Source organism: Kitasatospora sp. NPDC048365, from assembly GCF_043200835.1.
GTDB lineage: Bacteria > Actinomycetota > Actinomycetes > Streptomycetales > Streptomycetaceae > Kitasatospora > Kitasatospora terrestris.
The window spans coordinates 26,693-42,515 of sequence record NZ_JBICYJ010000035.1 but is presented as its reverse complement, the minus strand read 5'-3'; the positions used below and the strand labels follow the sequence as shown (position 1 = coordinate 42,515).

At 72.6% G+C, this 15,823-nt stretch carries 14 protein-coding genes, 1 tRNA gene and 1 riboswitch; of the genes, 13 read left to right on the top strand and 2 right to left on the bottom strand.

Annotation, left to right across the window (positions count from 1 at the left end):
• The first annotated feature begins 178 nt into the window (after nucleotides 1-178).
• The 9 genes from ACGFX4_RS29695 (at nucleotide 179) to ACGFX4_RS29655 (ending at nucleotide 11,125) form a co-directional block, all read left to right on the top strand.
• Complete coding sequence (locus ACGFX4_RS29695; RefSeq protein WP_345701852.1) at nucleotides 179-757, top strand: YqgE/AlgH family protein; 579 nt, start codon at nucleotides 179-181, stop codon at nucleotides 755-757.
• Between the two features lie 69 nt (nucleotides 758-826).
• Nucleotides 827-1,105, top strand: coding sequence for a DUF3039 domain-containing protein (locus ACGFX4_RS29690; RefSeq protein ID WP_345697347.1), 279 nt, complete (start codon nucleotides 827-829; stop codon nucleotides 1,103-1,105).
• Between the two features lie 69 nt (nucleotides 1,106-1,174).
• The gene (locus ACGFX4_RS29685; protein ID WP_393080688.1) at nucleotides 1,175-2,779 is read left to right on the top strand and encodes a beta-N-acetylhexosaminidase; all 1,605 of its coding nucleotides are present in this window, start codon (nucleotides 1,175-1,177) and stop codon (nucleotides 2,777-2,779) included.
• Nucleotides 2,780-2,997: 218 nt separating this feature from the next.
• A complete protein-coding gene (locus tag ACGFX4_RS29680; protein WP_393080686.1) occupies nucleotides 2,998-3,894 on the top strand; it encodes an FAD binding domain-containing protein in 897 nt (298 codons plus the stop codon).
• A 44-nt stretch (nucleotides 3,895-3,938) separates the two neighbouring features.
• The gene (locus tag ACGFX4_RS29675; RefSeq protein ID WP_393080683.1) at nucleotides 3,939-5,339 is read left to right on the top strand and encodes a 2Fe-2S iron-sulfur cluster-binding protein; all 1,401 of its coding nucleotides are present in this window, start codon (nucleotides 3,939-3,941) and stop codon (nucleotides 5,337-5,339) included.
• Nucleotides 5,336-7,666, top strand: a complete 2,331-nt coding sequence (locus tag ACGFX4_RS29670; RefSeq protein ID WP_393080680.1) for a xanthine dehydrogenase family protein molybdopterin-binding subunit — start codon at nucleotides 5,336-5,338, stop codon at nucleotides 7,664-7,666. The genes ACGFX4_RS29675 and ACGFX4_RS29670 overlap by 4 nt, the downstream gene beginning before the upstream one ends.
• 120 nt (nucleotides 7,667-7,786) lie before the next feature.
• Complete coding sequence (locus ACGFX4_RS29665) at nucleotides 7,787-9,175, top strand: S8 family serine peptidase (RefSeq protein WP_393080677.1); 1,389 nt, start codon at nucleotides 7,787-7,789, stop codon at nucleotides 9,173-9,175.
• Between the two features lie 200 nt (nucleotides 9,176-9,375).
• The gene (locus tag ACGFX4_RS29660) at nucleotides 9,376-9,630 is read left to right on the top strand and encodes a hypothetical protein (protein ID WP_393080674.1); all 255 of its coding nucleotides are present in this window, start codon (nucleotides 9,376-9,378) and stop codon (nucleotides 9,628-9,630) included.
• 1 nt (nucleotide 9,631) lies between these two features.
• The gene (locus tag ACGFX4_RS29655) at nucleotides 9,632-11,125 is read left to right on the top strand and encodes a WXG100 family type VII secretion target (RefSeq protein WP_393080671.1); all 1,494 of its coding nucleotides are present in this window, start codon (nucleotides 9,632-9,634) and stop codon (nucleotides 11,123-11,125) included.
• An 89-nt stretch (nucleotides 11,126-11,214) separates the two neighbouring features.
• On the opposite strand, the gene ACGFX4_RS29650 is transcribed toward ACGFX4_RS29655, so the two are convergent.
• Nucleotides 11,215-12,816: a hypothetical protein gene (locus tag ACGFX4_RS29650; protein WP_393080668.1), complete on the bottom strand. Its 1,602-nt coding sequence runs from the start codon at nucleotides 12,814-12,816 to the stop codon at nucleotides 11,215-11,217.
• A 170-nt stretch (nucleotides 12,817-12,986) separates the two neighbouring features.
• Here ACGFX4_RS29650 and ACGFX4_RS29645 point away from each other — a divergent pair, with 170 nt between their 5' ends.
• Genes ACGFX4_RS29645 through ACGFX4_RS29635 form a run of 3 tightly spaced genes read left to right on the top strand, consistent with a single transcriptional unit; the run spans nucleotide 12,987 to nucleotide 14,943 of the window.
• Complete coding sequence (locus ACGFX4_RS29645; RefSeq protein ID WP_393080665.1) at nucleotides 12,987-13,301, top strand: hypothetical protein; 315 nt, start codon at nucleotides 12,987-12,989, stop codon at nucleotides 13,299-13,301.
• Nucleotides 13,298-14,293, top strand: a complete 996-nt coding sequence (locus ACGFX4_RS29640) for a WXG100 family type VII secretion target (RefSeq protein WP_393080662.1) — start codon at nucleotides 13,298-13,300, stop codon at nucleotides 14,291-14,293. The genes ACGFX4_RS29645 and ACGFX4_RS29640 overlap by 4 nt, the downstream gene beginning before the upstream one ends.
• Nucleotides 14,293-14,943, top strand: a complete 651-nt coding sequence (locus ACGFX4_RS29635) for a hypothetical protein (RefSeq protein WP_393080659.1) — start codon at nucleotides 14,293-14,295, stop codon at nucleotides 14,941-14,943. The genes ACGFX4_RS29640 and ACGFX4_RS29635 overlap by 1 nt, the downstream gene beginning before the upstream one ends.
• 154 nt (nucleotides 14,944-15,097) lie before the next feature.
• Here the strand turns inward: ACGFX4_RS29635 and ACGFX4_RS29630 are convergent.
• A tRNA-Cys gene (locus ACGFX4_RS29630) sits at nucleotides 15,098-15,169 on the bottom strand.
• A 231-nt stretch (nucleotides 15,170-15,400) separates the two neighbouring features.
• Nucleotides 15,401-15,466, top strand: a riboswitch (guanidine-III (ykkC-III) riboswitch).
• Between the two features lie 36 nt (nucleotides 15,467-15,502).
• Here ACGFX4_RS29630 and ACGFX4_RS29625 point away from each other — a divergent pair.
• A complete protein-coding gene (locus ACGFX4_RS29625; RefSeq protein ID WP_393080656.1) occupies nucleotides 15,503-15,817 on the top strand; it encodes a DMT family transporter in 315 nt (104 codons plus the stop codon).
• Nucleotides 15,818-15,823 lie beyond the last annotated feature (6 nt).

The window sequence follows — 15,823 nt, the reverse complement described above, 5'->3', positions numbered from 1 at the left end:
CACCACCCATAGATGGTAGAGGGTGGGCGATTGGTTCCCGTGTGCCCTATTGGTGATCATGGGCCCGGGGGCGCCTCCGGGCCCGGTGATTGGGCCGGACGAGTGGCCCCACCGGGGGCCGGACGGGGCATGGGTGGGTTTCGTGTTGGACACCCGTTGCAGCGTGTCCTGGGGGATCATTGCAGGCATGACCCCGGCCCTCTCGCACACCGGCCGCCTGCTCGTCGCGACGCCCGTGCTCACCGACCCGAACTTCGCCCGGGCCGTGGTACTGCTGCTCGACCACGACGCGCAGGGTGCCCTCGGGGTGGTGCTGAACCGGCCGACGCCGGTCGAGATCGCCGCCGTGCTGGACGGCTGGGCGGAGCTGGCCGGGCTGCCCGCGGTGGTCTTCCAGGGCGGCCCGGTGGCGCTGGACTCGGCGCTGGCGGTGGCGCTGGTCCCGGGTGAGGAGGGTCACGTCGAACCGCTCGGCTGGCGGCGGGTGCACGGGGCGCTCGGGCTGGTCGACCTGGAGGCACCGCCGGAGGTGCTGGCGGGGGAGCTGGGGGGCCTGCGGGTGTTCGCCGGCTACTCGGGCTGGTCGCCCGGGCAGTTGGAGAGCGAGATCGAGGAGGGCGCCTGGTACCTGGTCGACGCGGAGCCCGGCGACGTGTTCTGCCCCGACCCGGACCGGCTGTGGCGCTCGGTGCTGCGCCGCCAGCGCGGGCCGCTGGCGATGCTGGCGACCTACCCCGACGACCCCACGATGAACTGACCGCCGCCCCGGCGGGCCGCCCGGGCGACACTGGCCCGGTTCTCGGCGGCCCCCATAGACTTGGCACCCATGAGCACTCTTGAGCCCGAGCGCGGTCTCGGCACCGGCACCCTGGTCGAGCCCGTCCCGCAGACCTCGCACGGCGACGGCGACCACGAGCGCTACGCGCACTACGTCCAGAAGGACAAGATCATGGAGAGCGCCCTGTCGGGCTCTCCGGTGGTGGCGCTGTGCGGCAAGGTCTGGGTGCCCGGGCGCGACCCGAAGAAGTACCCGGTCTGCCCGATGTGCAAGGAGATCTACGAGGGGCTCAACAACCCCGACCAGGGCGGCGACGACAAGAAGTGACCCGGTCGGCAGGGGCCGCGCGTGCAGTGGTCTATGCCAATCCGGGGTGACCGGGGCAGGATGAGCCGTATGGATCTCATCCCTGCCCCGTCCCGTTTCCGCGCCGGTGAGGGCGCCTTCGAGCTGCGGCCGGACACCGGCCTGCACGCCGCCCCCGGCACGGAGCGGGCCGCCCGCCGGCTGCGCGCCGAGCTGGGCCCGGCCACCGGCCTCGACCTCCCCCCGGCCGCCGCCCCCGAGGGCGCGATCGCGCTGGAGCTCGACCCGGCGCTCGGCGCCGAGGAGTACCGGATCGAGGCCGACGCCGAGGGCGTGCGGCTGACTGCGGGCGGCGGGCCAGGCCTCGCGCACGCCGGGCAGACGCTCCGCCAGCTGCTCGGCCCCGCGGCCTACCGCAGGGCCCCGCTGCCCGGCGCCGAGTGGCGGGTCCCGGCGGTGCGGATCGAGGACCGGCCGCGGTTCGGCTGGCGCGGCGCCCTGCTGGACGTCTCCCGGCACTTCCTGCCCAAGGCGGACGTGCTGCGCTTCCTCGACCAGCTCGCCGCGCACAAGCTGAACGTGCTGCACCTGCACCTCACCGACGACCAGGGCTGGCGGATCGAGATCCGGCGCCACCCGCGGCTCACCGAGGTCGGCTCCTGGCGGGAGCGCTCGATGGTCGGCTTCCGCGCCGCCGACCGGCGCGACGACCGCCCGCACGGCGGCTACTACACCCAGGACGACCTGCGCGAGATCGTCGCGTACGCCGCCGAGCGGCACATCACCGTCGTCCCCGAGATCGACGTGCCCGGCCACATGCAGGCCGCCATCGCCGCCTACCCCGAGCTCGGCAACACCGACGTGGTGGACACCGCCGCGCTCGGCGTGTGGACCGACTGGGGCGTCTGCGAGAACGTGCTGAACGTCTCCGACGCCACCCTGCGCTTCGTCGAGGAGGTGCTGGAGGAGGTGCTGGAGATCTTCCCCTCCACCTTCGTCCACCTCGGCGGCGACGAGTGCCCCAAGGACCAGTGGAAGGCCAGCCCGGCCGCCCAGGCCCGGATCGAGGAGCTGGGCCTGGCCGGCGAGGACGAGCTGCAGAGCTGGTTCATCCGGCACTTCGACCGCTGGCTGGCCGAGCGCGGCCGCCGGCTGATCGGCTGGGACGAGATCCTGGAGGGCGGCCTCGCCCCCGGCGCGGCGGTGTCCAGCTGGCGCGGCTACGAGGGCGGGGTGGCCGCCGCGAAGGCCGGGCACGACGTGGTGATGTGCCCCGAGCAGCACGTCTACCTCGACCACCGGCAGGCCGGCGGCGAGGACGAGCCGATCCCGGTCGGCTGGGTGCGCACCCTGGAGGACGTCTACCGCTTCGAGCCGGTGCCGCCGGTGCTCGACGAGGCGGCGGCGGCCCGGGTGATCGGCACCCAGGCCAACATCTGGACCGAGTTCATGGACGACGCCCGGGACGTCGACTACCGGGCCTTCCCGCGGCTCGCCGCCTTCGCCGAGGTCGCCTGGTCCGACCTGCCGCGCGAGCCCGCAGCCCGCGACTGGGCCGGCTTCGAGCAGCGGATGGCCGCCCACTACGGGCGCCTCGACGCGCTCGGCGTCGAGTACCGCCGGCCGGAGGGTCCGCGCCCCTGGCAGCGCCGCCCCGGGGTGCTCGGCCGACCGAACGACAACCGTCCCGAGTGACCCTCGGTGACCCCTCGGGAACTCCGGGCGGAGCCGCCTCGTCAAGATCGAATGGGTGGCCGATCACCCGTACAACGGCTTGGCCGCTTTTGCGCCCGGAGTTGTCCTGACTTGTGCATTACTGTCCGAGCCCCGGGAAGTGATCAGCGGGCATTGTGTGCCACAGTTGCCCAACCCGCACCGATCGCCCGTACCCTACGGGCGAAGCCGCACTGCAAATGGAGCACGGTGGAATCCAGGTGAACCGGACGATCATGCTGCCGACCTCGGTCGACGAGGCCGTCGAGGCGCTGGCGGCCACCCCGGGCGCGGTGCCGGTGGCGGGTGCCACCGACCTCATGGAAGCCGTCAACGCCGGGCGGCTGCGACCCGCCGCCCTGATCGGCCTCGGCCGGATCACCGAACTCCGCGGCTGGCGCTACGAGGACGGCGGCACCGCCGTCCTCGGCGCCGGTCTCACCCACGCCCGGATGGACCGGCCCGACTTCGCCGCGCTCATCCCCGCCCTCGCCGACGCCGCCCGCACCGCCGGACCCCCGCAGGTGCGCAACGTCGGCACCCTCGGCGGCAACATCGCCACCGCCGCCCCCACCGGCGACACCCTGCCCGTGCTCGCCGCCCTGGAGGCCACCGCCACCCTCGCCCGGGCCGGCGGCACCCGCGAGGTCCCGATCAGCCACCTGCTCACCGGGCTCGACCCGCTGCGCCCCGGCGAACTGCTCACCTGGGTGCGCGTGCCGCTGCTGCACGCCCCCCAGGTCTTCCTCAAGGCCGGCGGCCGCAGCGGCCCGGCCCGCGCCACCGCCTCGGTCGCCCTGGTCCTCGACCCCGCCCGGCGCGCCGTGCGCTGCGCGGTCGGCGCCGTCGCCCCCGTACCGCTGCGCCCGCTGGAGGCCGAGGCCTGGGTCGGCGGCTGCATCGACTGGGACTCCCGGGGCGAGGAGGGCGCCGCACTGATCGACCCCGCCGCGCTCGTGGCCTTCGGCGAGTACGTGGCGGGCGCCTGCGTCCCCGAGAGCGGCGCCGGCGACGAGGGGCCGGGCTCGGCAGCCGCCCGACTGCGGCGTACCGTATCGGTGCTGGCCCGCCGGGCACTGGGAAGGGCACTGAAGTGACGGACGAACTCGTGAGTGGGCACGACCACGGACACGGTGGTCCGGTGGGCGACGTACGCCCCACCGCCTCGTACACGCTGCGCGTCAACGGCTTCGAGCGGCCGGTCACCGACGCCTGGATCGGCGAGAGCCTGCTCTACGTGCTGCGCGAGCGGCTCGGCCTGGCCGGCGCCAAGGACGGCTGCGAGCAGGGCGAGTGCGGTGCCTGCTCGGTGCAGGTCGACGGGCAGCTGGTGGCCGGCTGCCTGGTCCCCGCCGCGCTCGCCGCGGACAGCGAGATCGCCACCGTCGAGGGCCTGTCCGGACCGGACGGCGCCAGCGACGTCCAGCAGGCGCTCGCCGACTCCGGCGCCGTGCAGTGCGGGTACTGCACCCCCGGCCTCGCGATGGCCGTCCACGACCTGCTGCAGCGCAACCACCGGCCGAGCGAGGTCGAGGCCCGCCAGGCGCTGTGCGGCAACCTCTGCCGCTGCACCGGCTACCGCGGCGTGCTCGCCGCCGTCCAGACCGTCGCCGAGGCCCGCGAGGCCGAGCTGGAGGCCGAGCTGGCCGCCGCCGAGGACGCGGCCCGCGCCGCGGCCCCGCCCGCCGGGGACGGCGACGCCCCCGCGGCGGCCCCGGCCACCGGAACCGACCGGGACGCACTCGCCGCCGCCGTGGCCACCGCGCAGTCCGCCGCCGACCTGCCGCTCGCCGGCGAACTGCCGCTCTACGCCGACGCCGAGCTCTGGCACGAGGCCGAGGTGCCCGCCGCGCCCACCGCCGCCGCGGTCGGCGGGGTCGTCCCGGACGAGGTGCTGGCCGGCCTCTCCGGCGCCGCCACCACCACCCACCAGACCGGCGTCTACGAGCCCGCCGGCGGGCCCGGCTACGCGCCCTACCCCGGGTACGACGACGCCGCCGCGGGCTACGACACCGGCACCTTCCGCACCCTGCCGCCGCAGGGCGTCCCCGGCCAGGGCATCCCCGCGCAGGGCGTCCCCGGTCAGGGCGTCCCCGGTCAGGGCATCCCTTCGCAGGGCGTGCCGGCGCACGGCGTACCGGCGCACGGCGTGCCGGCACAGGCCGAGGGCTACGACACCGGCACCTTCCAGGTGCCCTACCAGGGCGGCTACCCGGCCCACGGCCACCAGGGCGGCTACGACCCGGCCGGCTACGAGACCGCCGGCTACCAGGGCGGCGGCTACGAGGCCACCCCCGCGCACGGCACCGCCCACGACGGCCACCCGCACGACGGCACCCCCGCCCACGGCACCCCGTACATCCCCACCCCGCCGCACGGCACCGCCGCCGGCCACGGCAGCGTGTACGAGGACGGCACGGCGTACGGCGCCCCCGGCTACGACCCGCAGCACGGCGGCCCCGGCGTGCCCGGCGTGCCCTACGGCTACGACGGCGCCACCCCCGCCCACGGCATCCGGCTCCCCGAGGACGAGAACGCATGACCTCCGCCACCGAGCTCCCGGCCACCGAGGTCCCGGCCGCCGGCCCCGCGGAGCCGACCGAACCCTTCGGCCTCGGCAGCTCGCCGCTGCGCACCGACGCCCTGCCCAAGGCGCTCGGCATCTACCCGTACGCCGCCGACCTGTGGGCCGAGGGACTCCTCTGGGGCGCGGTGCTGCGCTCCCCGTACCCGCACGCCCGGATCGTCTCCGTCGACACCTCCGCCGCGCTCGCCGTCCCCGGCGTGCACGCCGTGGTCACCGCCGCCGACCTGCCGCCCGGCCCCGACGGCACCCCCGACGGCGCGCCCGCCGGCCCGGTCGTCGCCGACCGCCCCGTGCTCGCCGCCGGCGTCGTCCGCCACCACGGCGAACCCGTCGCCGCCGTCGCCGCCGACCACCCCGACACCGCCCGGCTCGCCGCCGCCTCCATCGTCGTCGAGTACGAGCCGCTGGAAGCCGTCACCGATCCCGAGGCCGCGTTCAACGCCCCGCCGCTGCACCCCGACGGCAACCTCTTCCGCCACCTCCCGCTGCGCAGCGGCGACCCCGACGCGGTCGGCGAGATCATCGTCGAGGGCCTCTACCAGGTCGGCCGCCAGGACCCCGCCCCGATCGGTGCCGAAGCCGGCCTCGCCGTCCCCCGCCCCGACGGCGGCGTCGAACTCCACCTCTCCACCACCGACCCGCACGGCGACCGCGACCGCACCGCCGCCTGCCTCGGCCTCGAACCCGACCGGGTCCGGACGGTCGTCACCGGCGTCCCCGGCGCCACCGCCGACCGCGAGGACCTCTCCTTCCAGGTCGTCCTCGCCCTCCTCGCGCTGCGCACCGGCCGCCCCGTGAAGATGACCCTCACCCGCGAGGAGTCCTTCCAGACCCACGTCTCGCGCCACCCCGCACTGCTGCGCTACCGCCACCACGCCGACGCCGAGGGCCGCCTGGTCAAGGTCGAGGCGCAGATCCTGCTCGACGGCGGCGCCTACGCCGACGTCTCCGCCGAGGCCCTGGCCGCCGCCGTCGCCTTCTCCGCCGGCCCGTACGTCTGCCCCAACGTCTTCGTCGAGGCCTGGGCCGTGCGCACCAACAACCCGCCCGCCGGACGGATGCGCGGCGAAGGAGCCCTCCAGGCCTGCTTCGCCTACGAGTCGCAGATGGACCAGCTCGCGGCCCGGGTCGGGATCGACCCGATGGAGATCCGCCGCCGCAACGCCATGGCCACCGGCGACCCGCTGCCCACCGGCCAGGCCGTCACCTGCCCCGCCCCCGTCGGCGCCCTGCTCGACGCCCTCGCCGACTCCCCGCTGCCCGCCCTCCCGCTCGACGAACCCGAAGCCGACTGGCTGCTCCCCGGCGGCCCCGGCGGCGCCGGCGACCCCGCAGCCGTCCGCCGCGGCATCGGCTACGCCGTCGGCATGGTGCACATGCTCGGCGCCGAGGGCGAGGACGAGGTCGCCACCGCGACCGTCCGGGTCAGCGGCGACCACGCCACCGTCATCTGCGCCGCCGTCGACTCCGGACAGGGCTTCGCCACCCTCGCCCGGCAGATCGTCCAGTCCGTGCTCGGCGTCTCCGAGGTCTACATCGCCCCCGTCGACAGCGACCAGTCCGCCGCCGGACCCTCCGCCCGCGGCCGGCACACCTGGGTCTCCGGCGGCGCCGTCGAACGCGCCGCACTGATGGTCCGCCACCAGATGCTGCAGCCCATCGCCGCCGACTTCGGCATGTCCGTCGAACTCCTCACCATCGCCGACGGCAAGATCACCTCGTACGACGGCGTCCTCGGCATGCCCGTCAGCCAGGCCCTCGAAGGCCGCGAACTCTGGGCCACCGCCCAGTGCCGCCCCCACCCCACCGAACCCCTCGACGAGAACGGCCAGGGCGACGCCTTCGTCTCCATCGCCTACTGCGCCATGCGCGCCGTCGTCGACGTCGACATCGAACTCGGCACCGTCCGCGTCGTCGACATGACCGTCGCCCAGGACGTCGGCCGCGCCCTGAACCCCCGCCAGATCGAGGACCGCATCGAAGCCGCCGTCGCCCAGGGCGTCGGCCTCGCCCTCTTCGAAGACCTGCGCACCGAGGGCGGCATCCCCGTCAACCCCTCCCTCACCGGCTACCGCCTCCCCACCTCCCTCGACACCCCCGACATCCGCATCGCCGCCCTCATCGAAGAACGCGACGTCGTCGCCTCCTTCGGCGCCAAAGCCGTCAGCGCCGCCCCCGCCGTCGTCGCCCCCACCGCCGTCGCCGCCGCCGTCCGCGCCGCCACCGGCCTCCCCGTCGGCCGCCTCCCCATCCAGCCCGAGGACGCCACCGTCCTCACCTGACGGGCCGAAAGCCATGGGCCCTGCGCATGACAGGCAGTCGGGAGATACCATCGAACGGCCTGCCACGCGGGGGGCACTGCGAGAACGAACGGGCTGCGGCACTCGACCGACGGGGAACTGATGACGCTGACCAAAGCCATGCGCGCACTCGGCGCAACGACCTTGGCGGGCGCACTGCTGCTCACCGCTGCCCCCCTGGCCACGGCGGACCAGGTCCGTGACGGGCAGTGGGTGAACACCTACTACGACGTCAGCAAGGTGTGGAGCGTCAGCAAGGGCGACGGTGTCATCGTCGCGGTCCTCGACGAGGGAGTCGACGCCTCCCACCCGGATCTTGCGGGTCAGGTCCTCCCCGGTTTCGACCTCAGCGGCAAGGGCCTCGCCCAGAAGCCCGCCGATTCGCACGGCACTGGCATGGCCGCCGAGATCGCCGGTCACGGGCACGGCAACGGCGAGGGAGTTGTCGGGCTTGCGCCGGGGGCGAAGATCCTTCCGATCTACAAGCAGGATTCACAAGGGCGGAGCGTGTTCCCCCAGGGAATCCGGTGGGCTGTCGACCACGGCGCGAAGATCATCAATGTCTCCCAGGGTGGGTACGTCCCGGCAGGTAGCGAGCCGGCCCTGACCGAGGCGCTCGCGTACGCGGCCCAGCGCGACGTCCTCGTTGTCGCCTCGGCCGGCAACGACGGCAGGAACGTGCTTCACAACCCCGCCAACGAGGCTGGTGTCCTCGCGGTCGGGGCGACCGACAAGAGCGACGCGGCCTGGTCGAAGTCGAACTACGGTCCGCAGGTTCTGCTCTCCGCGCCCGGAGTGCGAATGGTGACCGCGGGAGACTGCTCGGGCGGTCTGTACTGCGTGGCCGACGGTACTTCCGACTCGACCGCCTACGTCTCTGCCGCCGCCGCGTTGATCAGGGCCAAGTTTCCTCAGCTGACGGCCGGTCAAGTGGCCAACCGTCTGGTGAAGTCGGCGAAGGTTCCGGGAGCGCTCCAGGGGGCCAAGCTGCCGGACCCGCATTACGGGTACGGCATCCTCCGCCCGTACGAGGCGCTGACCATGGACATTCCGGCCGGGTCGGCGCAGGGGCCGCTCGCCAAGAGCGCCGGCTCGACTGCGTCGGCCGGGGCCGCCACCCCGAGTGGGGCGGGCCAGAACTCCGATCTTCCGACGCTTCCGGGTGCGGCGCCGGGCAGCAAGTCCGGCTCCAGCGGTGGCATCAGTCCCGGAACGATCGTCATGGGGATCGTTCTTCTTCTGGTGGTCCTCATCGCCATCGTCGTCGTCGCGACCAAGAACCGTCGCCGCCCGCCCGCGCCCCCGGCTCCGCCGTACGGGCAGCCCCAGCAGCCTCCGTACGGCGCCGCTCCCGGCTGGCCGCCGGCCCAGCAGCAGCCGTACGGCAACCAGGCCCCGCCGCCTGGTTACCCGCCGCAGAACCCGCAGCAGCCACAGCCCAACCCCTACCAGAACCCGTATGGTCAGGGTGGGAACCAGCAGCAGCGCTGACGGTGTATGAGTAAGTGCCTGTTAAGCGATACGATCGAACGCTCTGACTAACTGAACCTTGTCGCCTGTTGGTTGAGCACGCACACGGGGAAGCATTCGACACTCCAGGGGGAGGAGAGGGCCGCGTGGCCGACGGATACCGCGTCAACACTGACGAGCTGGAGGCAGTCGTAAAAAGACTGCGGGCCATCCAGCAGAACATGGCTCAGACCACTGAGAAGAGCACCTACGGCACGATCGTGTCGCAGTCGGACTTCGGCGTGAACTTCAGCCACGCCGACGGTCTCTACCAGGCGCACGACCGCATGCAGGGCTGGCTCAGCCGCACCATCAACGATCTGAACGCGCTGATCAACGAGTTCGGGGACAAGACCCAGACCGTCAACAACGCGTACAAGGGCCTGGAGATGGAAGGCGTCGCCACCATGAACAAGTACCAGCAGGAGTTGGACTGACATGGCCGCACGACGCATTCCCGAGTTCGAGGGCCAGGCCCTCATCCCGCTCAAGGCGATGGTCTCCAACTCGAGCCCCGAGAACCTGAGCAAGGCTGCCGAGCACTGGGCCGCCGTCCAGACCGAGCTGCAGTCCGCCGCAGCCGATCTCCAGAAGGCCGTCGAGCACGCACGGGCCAACTGGGACGGCGACGCCGCGGACGGCTTCTCCAACAAGGCCACCCAGATCCACACCAGCCTCAGCAACACGGCCGACCACGCGTCCAAGACCTCGTCGGCCATGCACCTCGCCGCCAACGCGCTCAAGGCGACCAAGTCCGCCATGGGCGACATCGAGGTACCGGGCAGCCTGGACAGCGGCTGGAAGTGGGTCACCGACATGGGTGACCGCTCCGACGTGCAGTTCAAGTCCGACCTCGCCGGCGGCATGGACCGCTTCGCCGCCGTCAACAAGAACTACGACGAGCTCTCGGCGACGGAGATCCAGCACCAGTACGCCATCGGCACGATGGAGTACCTGGCGCCGTACTACGAGAAGGCGGCCAACGAGATGCCGCCGCCTCCCGAGTACGGGAACGACAACGAGAACCGTGAGGCGTTCCCGCCGAAGCCGACGACTCCGCCGGTTCAGCAGACGCCCACGCAGCCGGTTCCGCCGATGATGCCGCCGAAGAAGGTGCCGACGGATCCCGGGGGTGGCGGGAATCTGCCGCCGAACTCGCCCGGGGTGCCGCCGCAGCATCCGCAGTCGCCGCAGGTGCCCGGGCACGTGCCGCCGGGTGAGACGTTGCCGGGGCAGGTGCCGGCGATCCCGCCGCGGACGAACATCGACGGGTGGACGCCTCCGGACCACAACACCATGCCGGGTGGCGGTACGCAGCTGCCGGGCACCGGTGGTGGCGGTCTGCCGGGTGTCGGCGGCGGTGGTGGTGGCGGTGGCGGCCACCTGCCGGGTGGCGGCGGTGCCGGTTACATCCCGGGGATGGGCGGCGGTGGTGTCGGTGGCGGTTCGCGCGGTGGCGTGACCGGTGCCGGCGGTGCCGGGCGTTCCGGGACGGCCAGTGGTGGCGCGGGTGGTGCCGGTGCGGGCGGCCGGTCGGGTGCCGGTGGTGCCGGTGCCGGTGGTGCCGCGCAGGGCCGTGGTGCTGCCGGTATGGGCGGCGGCATGGGCGGTATGCACGGCGGCGGCATGGGCGGCGGCGGTGGTGCCAAGGGCGGCGGCAAGGGCGGAAGTGGCCTGGTCCGCAAGGCCGGTGGCACGATCGGCGGCGCGAAGGGCGGTGCTGCGAGCGGCCGGGCGTTCACCGAGGGCGGTTCGGGCCTCGGCCGGGGCCGTGGTGGCCAGGCGGGTGCGGGTGCCGCCGGGATGCACGGTGCGCCGGGTGCCGGTGGCGCGGGCAAGAAGAAGGGCAAGGACGGGAACCGTCCGGACTACCTGGTCGAGGACGAGGACACCTGGCGCGGTGGCACGGCCAACCCGCCGGTGATCGAGTAGTCGATCGGCGGTAGGGAACGGCCGTAGTAGGTACGGAAGGAGCGGGTGGCCCGTCGGGCCACCCGCTCCTTCCGTGTCCGGCCGGCGGGTCAGCCGACGCCGGGGGCCTTGGCGCGGACGTAGGCGGCCCATTCGGTCTGGAACTGTTCGAGGCTGCGGCCGGTGGCCGTGGTGATTTGCTGCTTGTACTCCTTGGGCGCGGTGTAGTGGGCGATGACGAAGGCGAAGGTCTTGTCCTCGCCGTATGTCTCGGCCATGTAGCGCACGGCGGAGGCCCCGAGCGCGTAGTTCGCGGAGCGGGTGCGGGCGGTCTTGGAGTAGAAGTCCATGCTCTCGGGGAGTTCGCCGTCGAAGGCGAAGCCCTGGAGGGAGGCGCGCAGGTCGGCGAGGAAGCGGTCGTTCTTGCCGCGGAACGCCATGTAGTCGCCGAAGCCCTCGACGACCCAGGTCTGGGTGTCCTGGAGGCCTTCGACCAGGACGACTTCGGTGGCGAGGACCTCGACCAGGGCGTGGCCCATCTCGTGGCGGCTGATCTCGGTGACGCCGTTCTTCCAGTCGGCGCTGGTGAAGCGGCTGAGCGAGGTGTCCATGACGATCCGGGAGCCGCCGATCACCAGCTGCTTCTCGGCCTCGGTGCCGTAGGCGGGGACGGGCATGTTGACGCCGGCTTCGAGTTTGTCGTTCTCGCGGCCGTCGCCGTTGTAGAGCTTGTTGTAGACGGTGCGGTCCTTCTCCAGGACGACGAAGAAGCCGCGGGCGCTCTCGCGGCCGTTGGGCGCGGCGGGGGCGGACTTCTTCCAGGCGGCGAGGTCGTCCTTGGCGGCCTGGCTCATCACCTCGATGTCGCGCTTGAGTTCGGCGACCTGCTTCTGGTCGGCGATGGCGACCAGGTTGTCGCGGATCTCGACGGCGAAGTCCGGGTAGTAGTCCCAGGGCGCGGGGTAGTAGGCGTCCTCGCGGGGCTTGCCGTCGCGTCCCTTCGCGCCGGCGACCTCGGTGATGACCGGGGCGCCGGTGCCGGGCTGGACCCGCCAGTTGTACCGCTCGGGGACCGGCTTGTTGTCGACGCCCTTCACCTGGTGGGCGAAGGTGACCATCATGTCGCCGTTGAGCGGGGTGGGGTACTCGGTCTCCCACTTCGCCTGTTCCCAGGGGATCTTGACGAGGTTGCGGAAGACCTTGCGCTGCTGTTCGCGGAGCGGGTCGCCCAGGAACGGCTTGAGGAAGGCCTCCTCGTCCTTGGCGGCGAGCGCGGCGGTCATGTTGTCGGCGAGCTTCTGCCACGGGCTGATCTGGTGCGAGAGGTCGACCGGGGCGGGTCTGGTGGAGATCTTGTACACCACCAGGCCGGCGAAGATCGCGACGATTCCGAGGATGACGCCGCCGACGATGAGCAGGGCGCGCAGTCCGCGCCGGGGCGGACGGCCCTCGGGGCCGGTGGGCGGGGTGTACTGGGTGGGGAACTGGCCCGGGGGGAACTGGCCCGGAGGGAACGGGCCCTGCTGGTACGGACCCTGCTGGTACGGACCCTGCTGGTAGGGGCCCTGCGGACCCTGCTGGTACGGGCCGCCGGGGAACTGCGGGGAGGAGGGGAACTGGCCGGGCGGCCCGGCCGCCGGCTGCTCCTGCCAGGGCGGTGGCGGGGTCTGCTGCGGTCCCCCCGGAGGGGTCGGCGGCTGCGGGTACGACATGGTTCTCCCCCAAGGTGTGTGCTTCCCCGTACGCCAGTTCGGCGGCTGGATCCTATCGGGAGGGTGATCGCCCACCCCTGGCCGGACGTGTGTGCGGCTGTCGGTAGGGTGATCGGTCACGTGCCGCCGCCATCGGTGCGGTGCGGGACCAACGGGGAGGACGACGGGGTATGAGCGAGCCCGATTTCCGGGTGCGGCCCGAGGCGCTGGACCGCTATGCGGCGCTGATCCAGCAGCAGCGGGAGCAACTGGCGAGGATTCAGTCGGTGTTGGCGGGTGTCGAGGTGCCCGGCGGGGCGTTCGGGCACCTGCCGGACTCGGACGAGCTGCACGAGGGGTACAACGAGCACGCCGTCGGCGAGCAGCAGAACCTCTCGGACCTGATGGAGGTTCTGGACTTCGCGGCGGAGGGGCTGCAGGACACCGCGGCCAACTACCGGGAGACCGAGGACGGCATCCACACCATGGTCGGCGGTGGCCGATGACCACGGCCGCGGACGTCGCCGGCGCGTACAAGTGGACGCGGGACTACCTCAAGGAGCCGCTGCTGCCGATCCCGGAGATCCACAACCCGGCGCAGGGGGCGATCGACGGGGCGCTGGACGACGCGGTCCGGTGGACGCTGGAGAAGACCGGTCTGCTGGAGATGCTGGAGAAGGTCACCGGCAACGCCAGTGCACTGACCGCGGCGGCGCAGCAGTGGCAGGCGCAGGCGCAGGCGACCCGCGACGTGGCGGCCGAGCTGCGGCGCGGCGGTGACGAGCTGGCGGAGCAGTGGCACGGCGAGGCGTCGGCGGCGTTCGGCGGGCACATGGGCCAGGTGGTCGAGGCGATCGACGCGACCGCCGAGGACATGGCGCAGACCGCGCAGCTGCTGAGCGGCGCGGCGGCGGAGTGCAAGCTTGCCGAGGACATGGTCGTGGAGATCATCCGCGAGGCGATCGAGTGGATCCTGGTCACCATCGCGGTCGGCATCGTCGCGGACATCCTGACGCTGGGCCTGGCCACCGTGGTGGACGCGCTGGTGGTGGAGGCCGAGATGCTGGTCTTCATCGCCCGGGTGGAGAAGGTCTCGGTGACCCTGGCCCGCAAGCTGCGGACGCTGCGCCGCCTGATCAAGCAGATGCGCGAGGCCGAGAAGCTCGGCGAGAAGATCAAGAAGGCCAACTCGGCGCGCAAGATGATCGGCCGGATGCGCAAGGGCGGCAAGAGCTTCAAGGACCCCAGCACCTGGATGAACCCGTACAAGTCGCCGGAGCGCTTCCTCACCATGACGGCGCTCAAGGGCTTCCAGGGTGCGGTGGCGGAGCCGGCGTTCAAGGCGGTGACCGGGCTGACCGGTACGCCGACCGCGCCGATCGGGGACGCGATCAACAGTGACACCAACATCGACGCGGTGACCCACCAGTTCGACGGCGAGCGGCCGGCACCGGCCTACCACGTGCCGAGGACCCGGATCGAGGAGGCGTTCGGCTGATGGCGCGGCGTGGTCCCAAGGCGGAGCAGGCGTACCGCGAGCGGCTGGCGGGTTGGGTGCGGCTGCCGGAGGCGTACCTGGAACCGGGGGAGCGGCTGTTCGGGGTCTGCGACCTCGGGCTGGACCGGTACGTCCGGCGGGAGCTGCCCCGGCGGTACCGGGTGGAGAAGCCGCCGGTGCCGGGCCGCGAGCAGGCCCGGGCGAAGGAGGGGCGGGGCTGCCTGACCGTCCTGCTGCTGCCGTTCCAGCTGCTGGACGTGGCGGGCTGGGTCGAGGAGCTCGGCGACGCGCTGTTCGAGAAGACCTTCAAGGGGATCCGCCGGGCGTTCCACGGCAGGCCGTTCGTGGGCGGCTGGGGCTCGTCGGCCGGGCGGTTCGCGATCGCGGTCCGGACCGGGCCGCTGCGCCACCGCGCGTTCCGGCACAACCGGGCGCTGCTGGCGGTCACCGACCGCCGGGTACTGCTGGTGGACCACGACAACGGCGAGCTGATGGCCGCCTTCGGCCGGGCCGAGCTGCACCGCACCGGGGTCCGCCGCTCCCGCCAGCCCGAGCGGGTGGACCTGGTCTTCGCCGACGGTTCGCTGCTCGCCGTGGTGGCGGACTCCCCGGCCGACGCGGAGGCCCTCTCCGCACTGGTCCGCGGGTAGCCGGAAACCGGGAGTTGGAAACCGGGAGTCGGAAGCCGCAGCCGGAATCCGGAGCCGGAATCAGTCGCGGAAAAGCCCGGCGGCGGGAAAAAGAAATGCCGAACGGCCGTCCGTGAATTCCTGCGGGAATTCACGGACGGCTGCGGGCAGCTTGAGGCCGTGACGGGATTCGAACCCGTGTGTACCGTGTTGCAGACGGTTCCCTGGGCCACTCGGGCACACGGCCGGGAGAGAGAAGCGCGCTCGGGCGCAGAGGGGGTCGCGCTCAGGCGCAACAGGGACAGCTGCGACAGGCGGTACAGGAACGGGCCGCGGTGCGGGCCTCCGGCTTCCTGCTCATGACCGACTCCTGTCGTCGTGTTCGCTGTCCTGGTGAATTCATAGTGGAGCACCGGGGCCGGTCCCGTCAATATCCGAATATGAATTCCGCGTGTCGTGGTGTGTTACCGTCGTGAGTGAGGCGGCCGATTCCGGCCCGCCCCGGACGAGGTGCGTCGTACCCGGCACGACAAGACGACGCGGTAGCTGTTCCACGACTACTGCGGAGGTGCTTGTCGTCATGGCTTGGGTGGTGCTGGTTCTCGCCGGTGTGCTGGAGACCGTCTGGGCGGTCGCGCTGGAGGCGACCAAGGGGTTCTCACGGCTGGTCCCGACGGTGGTGTTCGCGGTGGCGCTGGCGCTCTCGATGGGCGGGCTGGCGTACGCGATGCGGTCGATCCCGCTGGGGACGGGCTACGCGGTGTGGGTCGGCATCGGCGCGGTCGGCACCGCGCTGTACGGGATGCTCGCGATGGGCGACACCGTCTCGGTGGCCCGGATCACCTGCCTGGTGCTGATCGTCGGCGGCGTGGTCGGCCTGAAGGTGCTGCACTGAACCGGT

Excerpts from the sequence above, each read along its gene's own strand:
- ACGFX4_RS29690 (WP_345697347.1), top strand. The coding sequence starts at position 827 with ATGAGCACTCTTGAGCCCGAGCGCGGTCTCGGCACCGGCACCCTGGTC.
- ACGFX4_RS29685 (WP_393080688.1), top strand. The coding sequence starts at position 1,175 with ATGGATCTCATCCCTGCCCCGTCCCGTTTCCGCGCCGGTGAGGGCGCC.
- ACGFX4_RS29680 (WP_393080686.1), top strand. The coding sequence starts at position 2,998 with ATGGAGCACGGTGGAATCCAGGTGAACCGGACGATCATGCTGCCGACC.
- ACGFX4_RS29670 (WP_393080680.1), top strand. The coding sequence starts at position 5,336 with ATGACCTCCGCCACCGAGCTCCCGGCCACCGAGGTCCCGGCCGCCGGC.
- ACGFX4_RS29665 (WP_393080677.1), top strand. The coding sequence starts at position 7,787 with ATGACGCTGACCAAAGCCATGCGCGCACTCGGCGCAACGACCTTGGCG.
- ACGFX4_RS29660 (WP_393080674.1), top strand. The coding sequence starts at position 9,376 with ATGGCTCAGACCACTGAGAAGAGCACCTACGGCACGATCGTGTCGCAG.
- ACGFX4_RS29655 (WP_393080671.1), top strand. The coding sequence starts at position 9,632 with ATGGCCGCACGACGCATTCCCGAGTTCGAGGGCCAGGCCCTCATCCCG.
- ACGFX4_RS29650 (WP_393080668.1), bottom strand. The coding sequence starts at position 12,816 with ATGTCGTACCCGCAGCCGCCGACCCCTCCGGGGGGACCGCAGCAGACC.
- ACGFX4_RS29645 (WP_393080665.1), top strand. The coding sequence starts at position 12,987 with ATGAGCGAGCCCGATTTCCGGGTGCGGCCCGAGGCGCTGGACCGCTAT.
- ACGFX4_RS29640 (WP_393080662.1), top strand. The coding sequence starts at position 13,298 with ATGACCACGGCCGCGGACGTCGCCGGCGCGTACAAGTGGACGCGGGAC.
- ACGFX4_RS29635 (WP_393080659.1), top strand. The coding sequence starts at position 14,293 with ATGGCGCGGCGTGGTCCCAAGGCGGAGCAGGCGTACCGCGAGCGGCTG.
- ACGFX4_RS29625 (WP_393080656.1), top strand. The coding sequence starts at position 15,503 with ATGGCTTGGGTGGTGCTGGTTCTCGCCGGTGTGCTGGAGACCGTCTGG.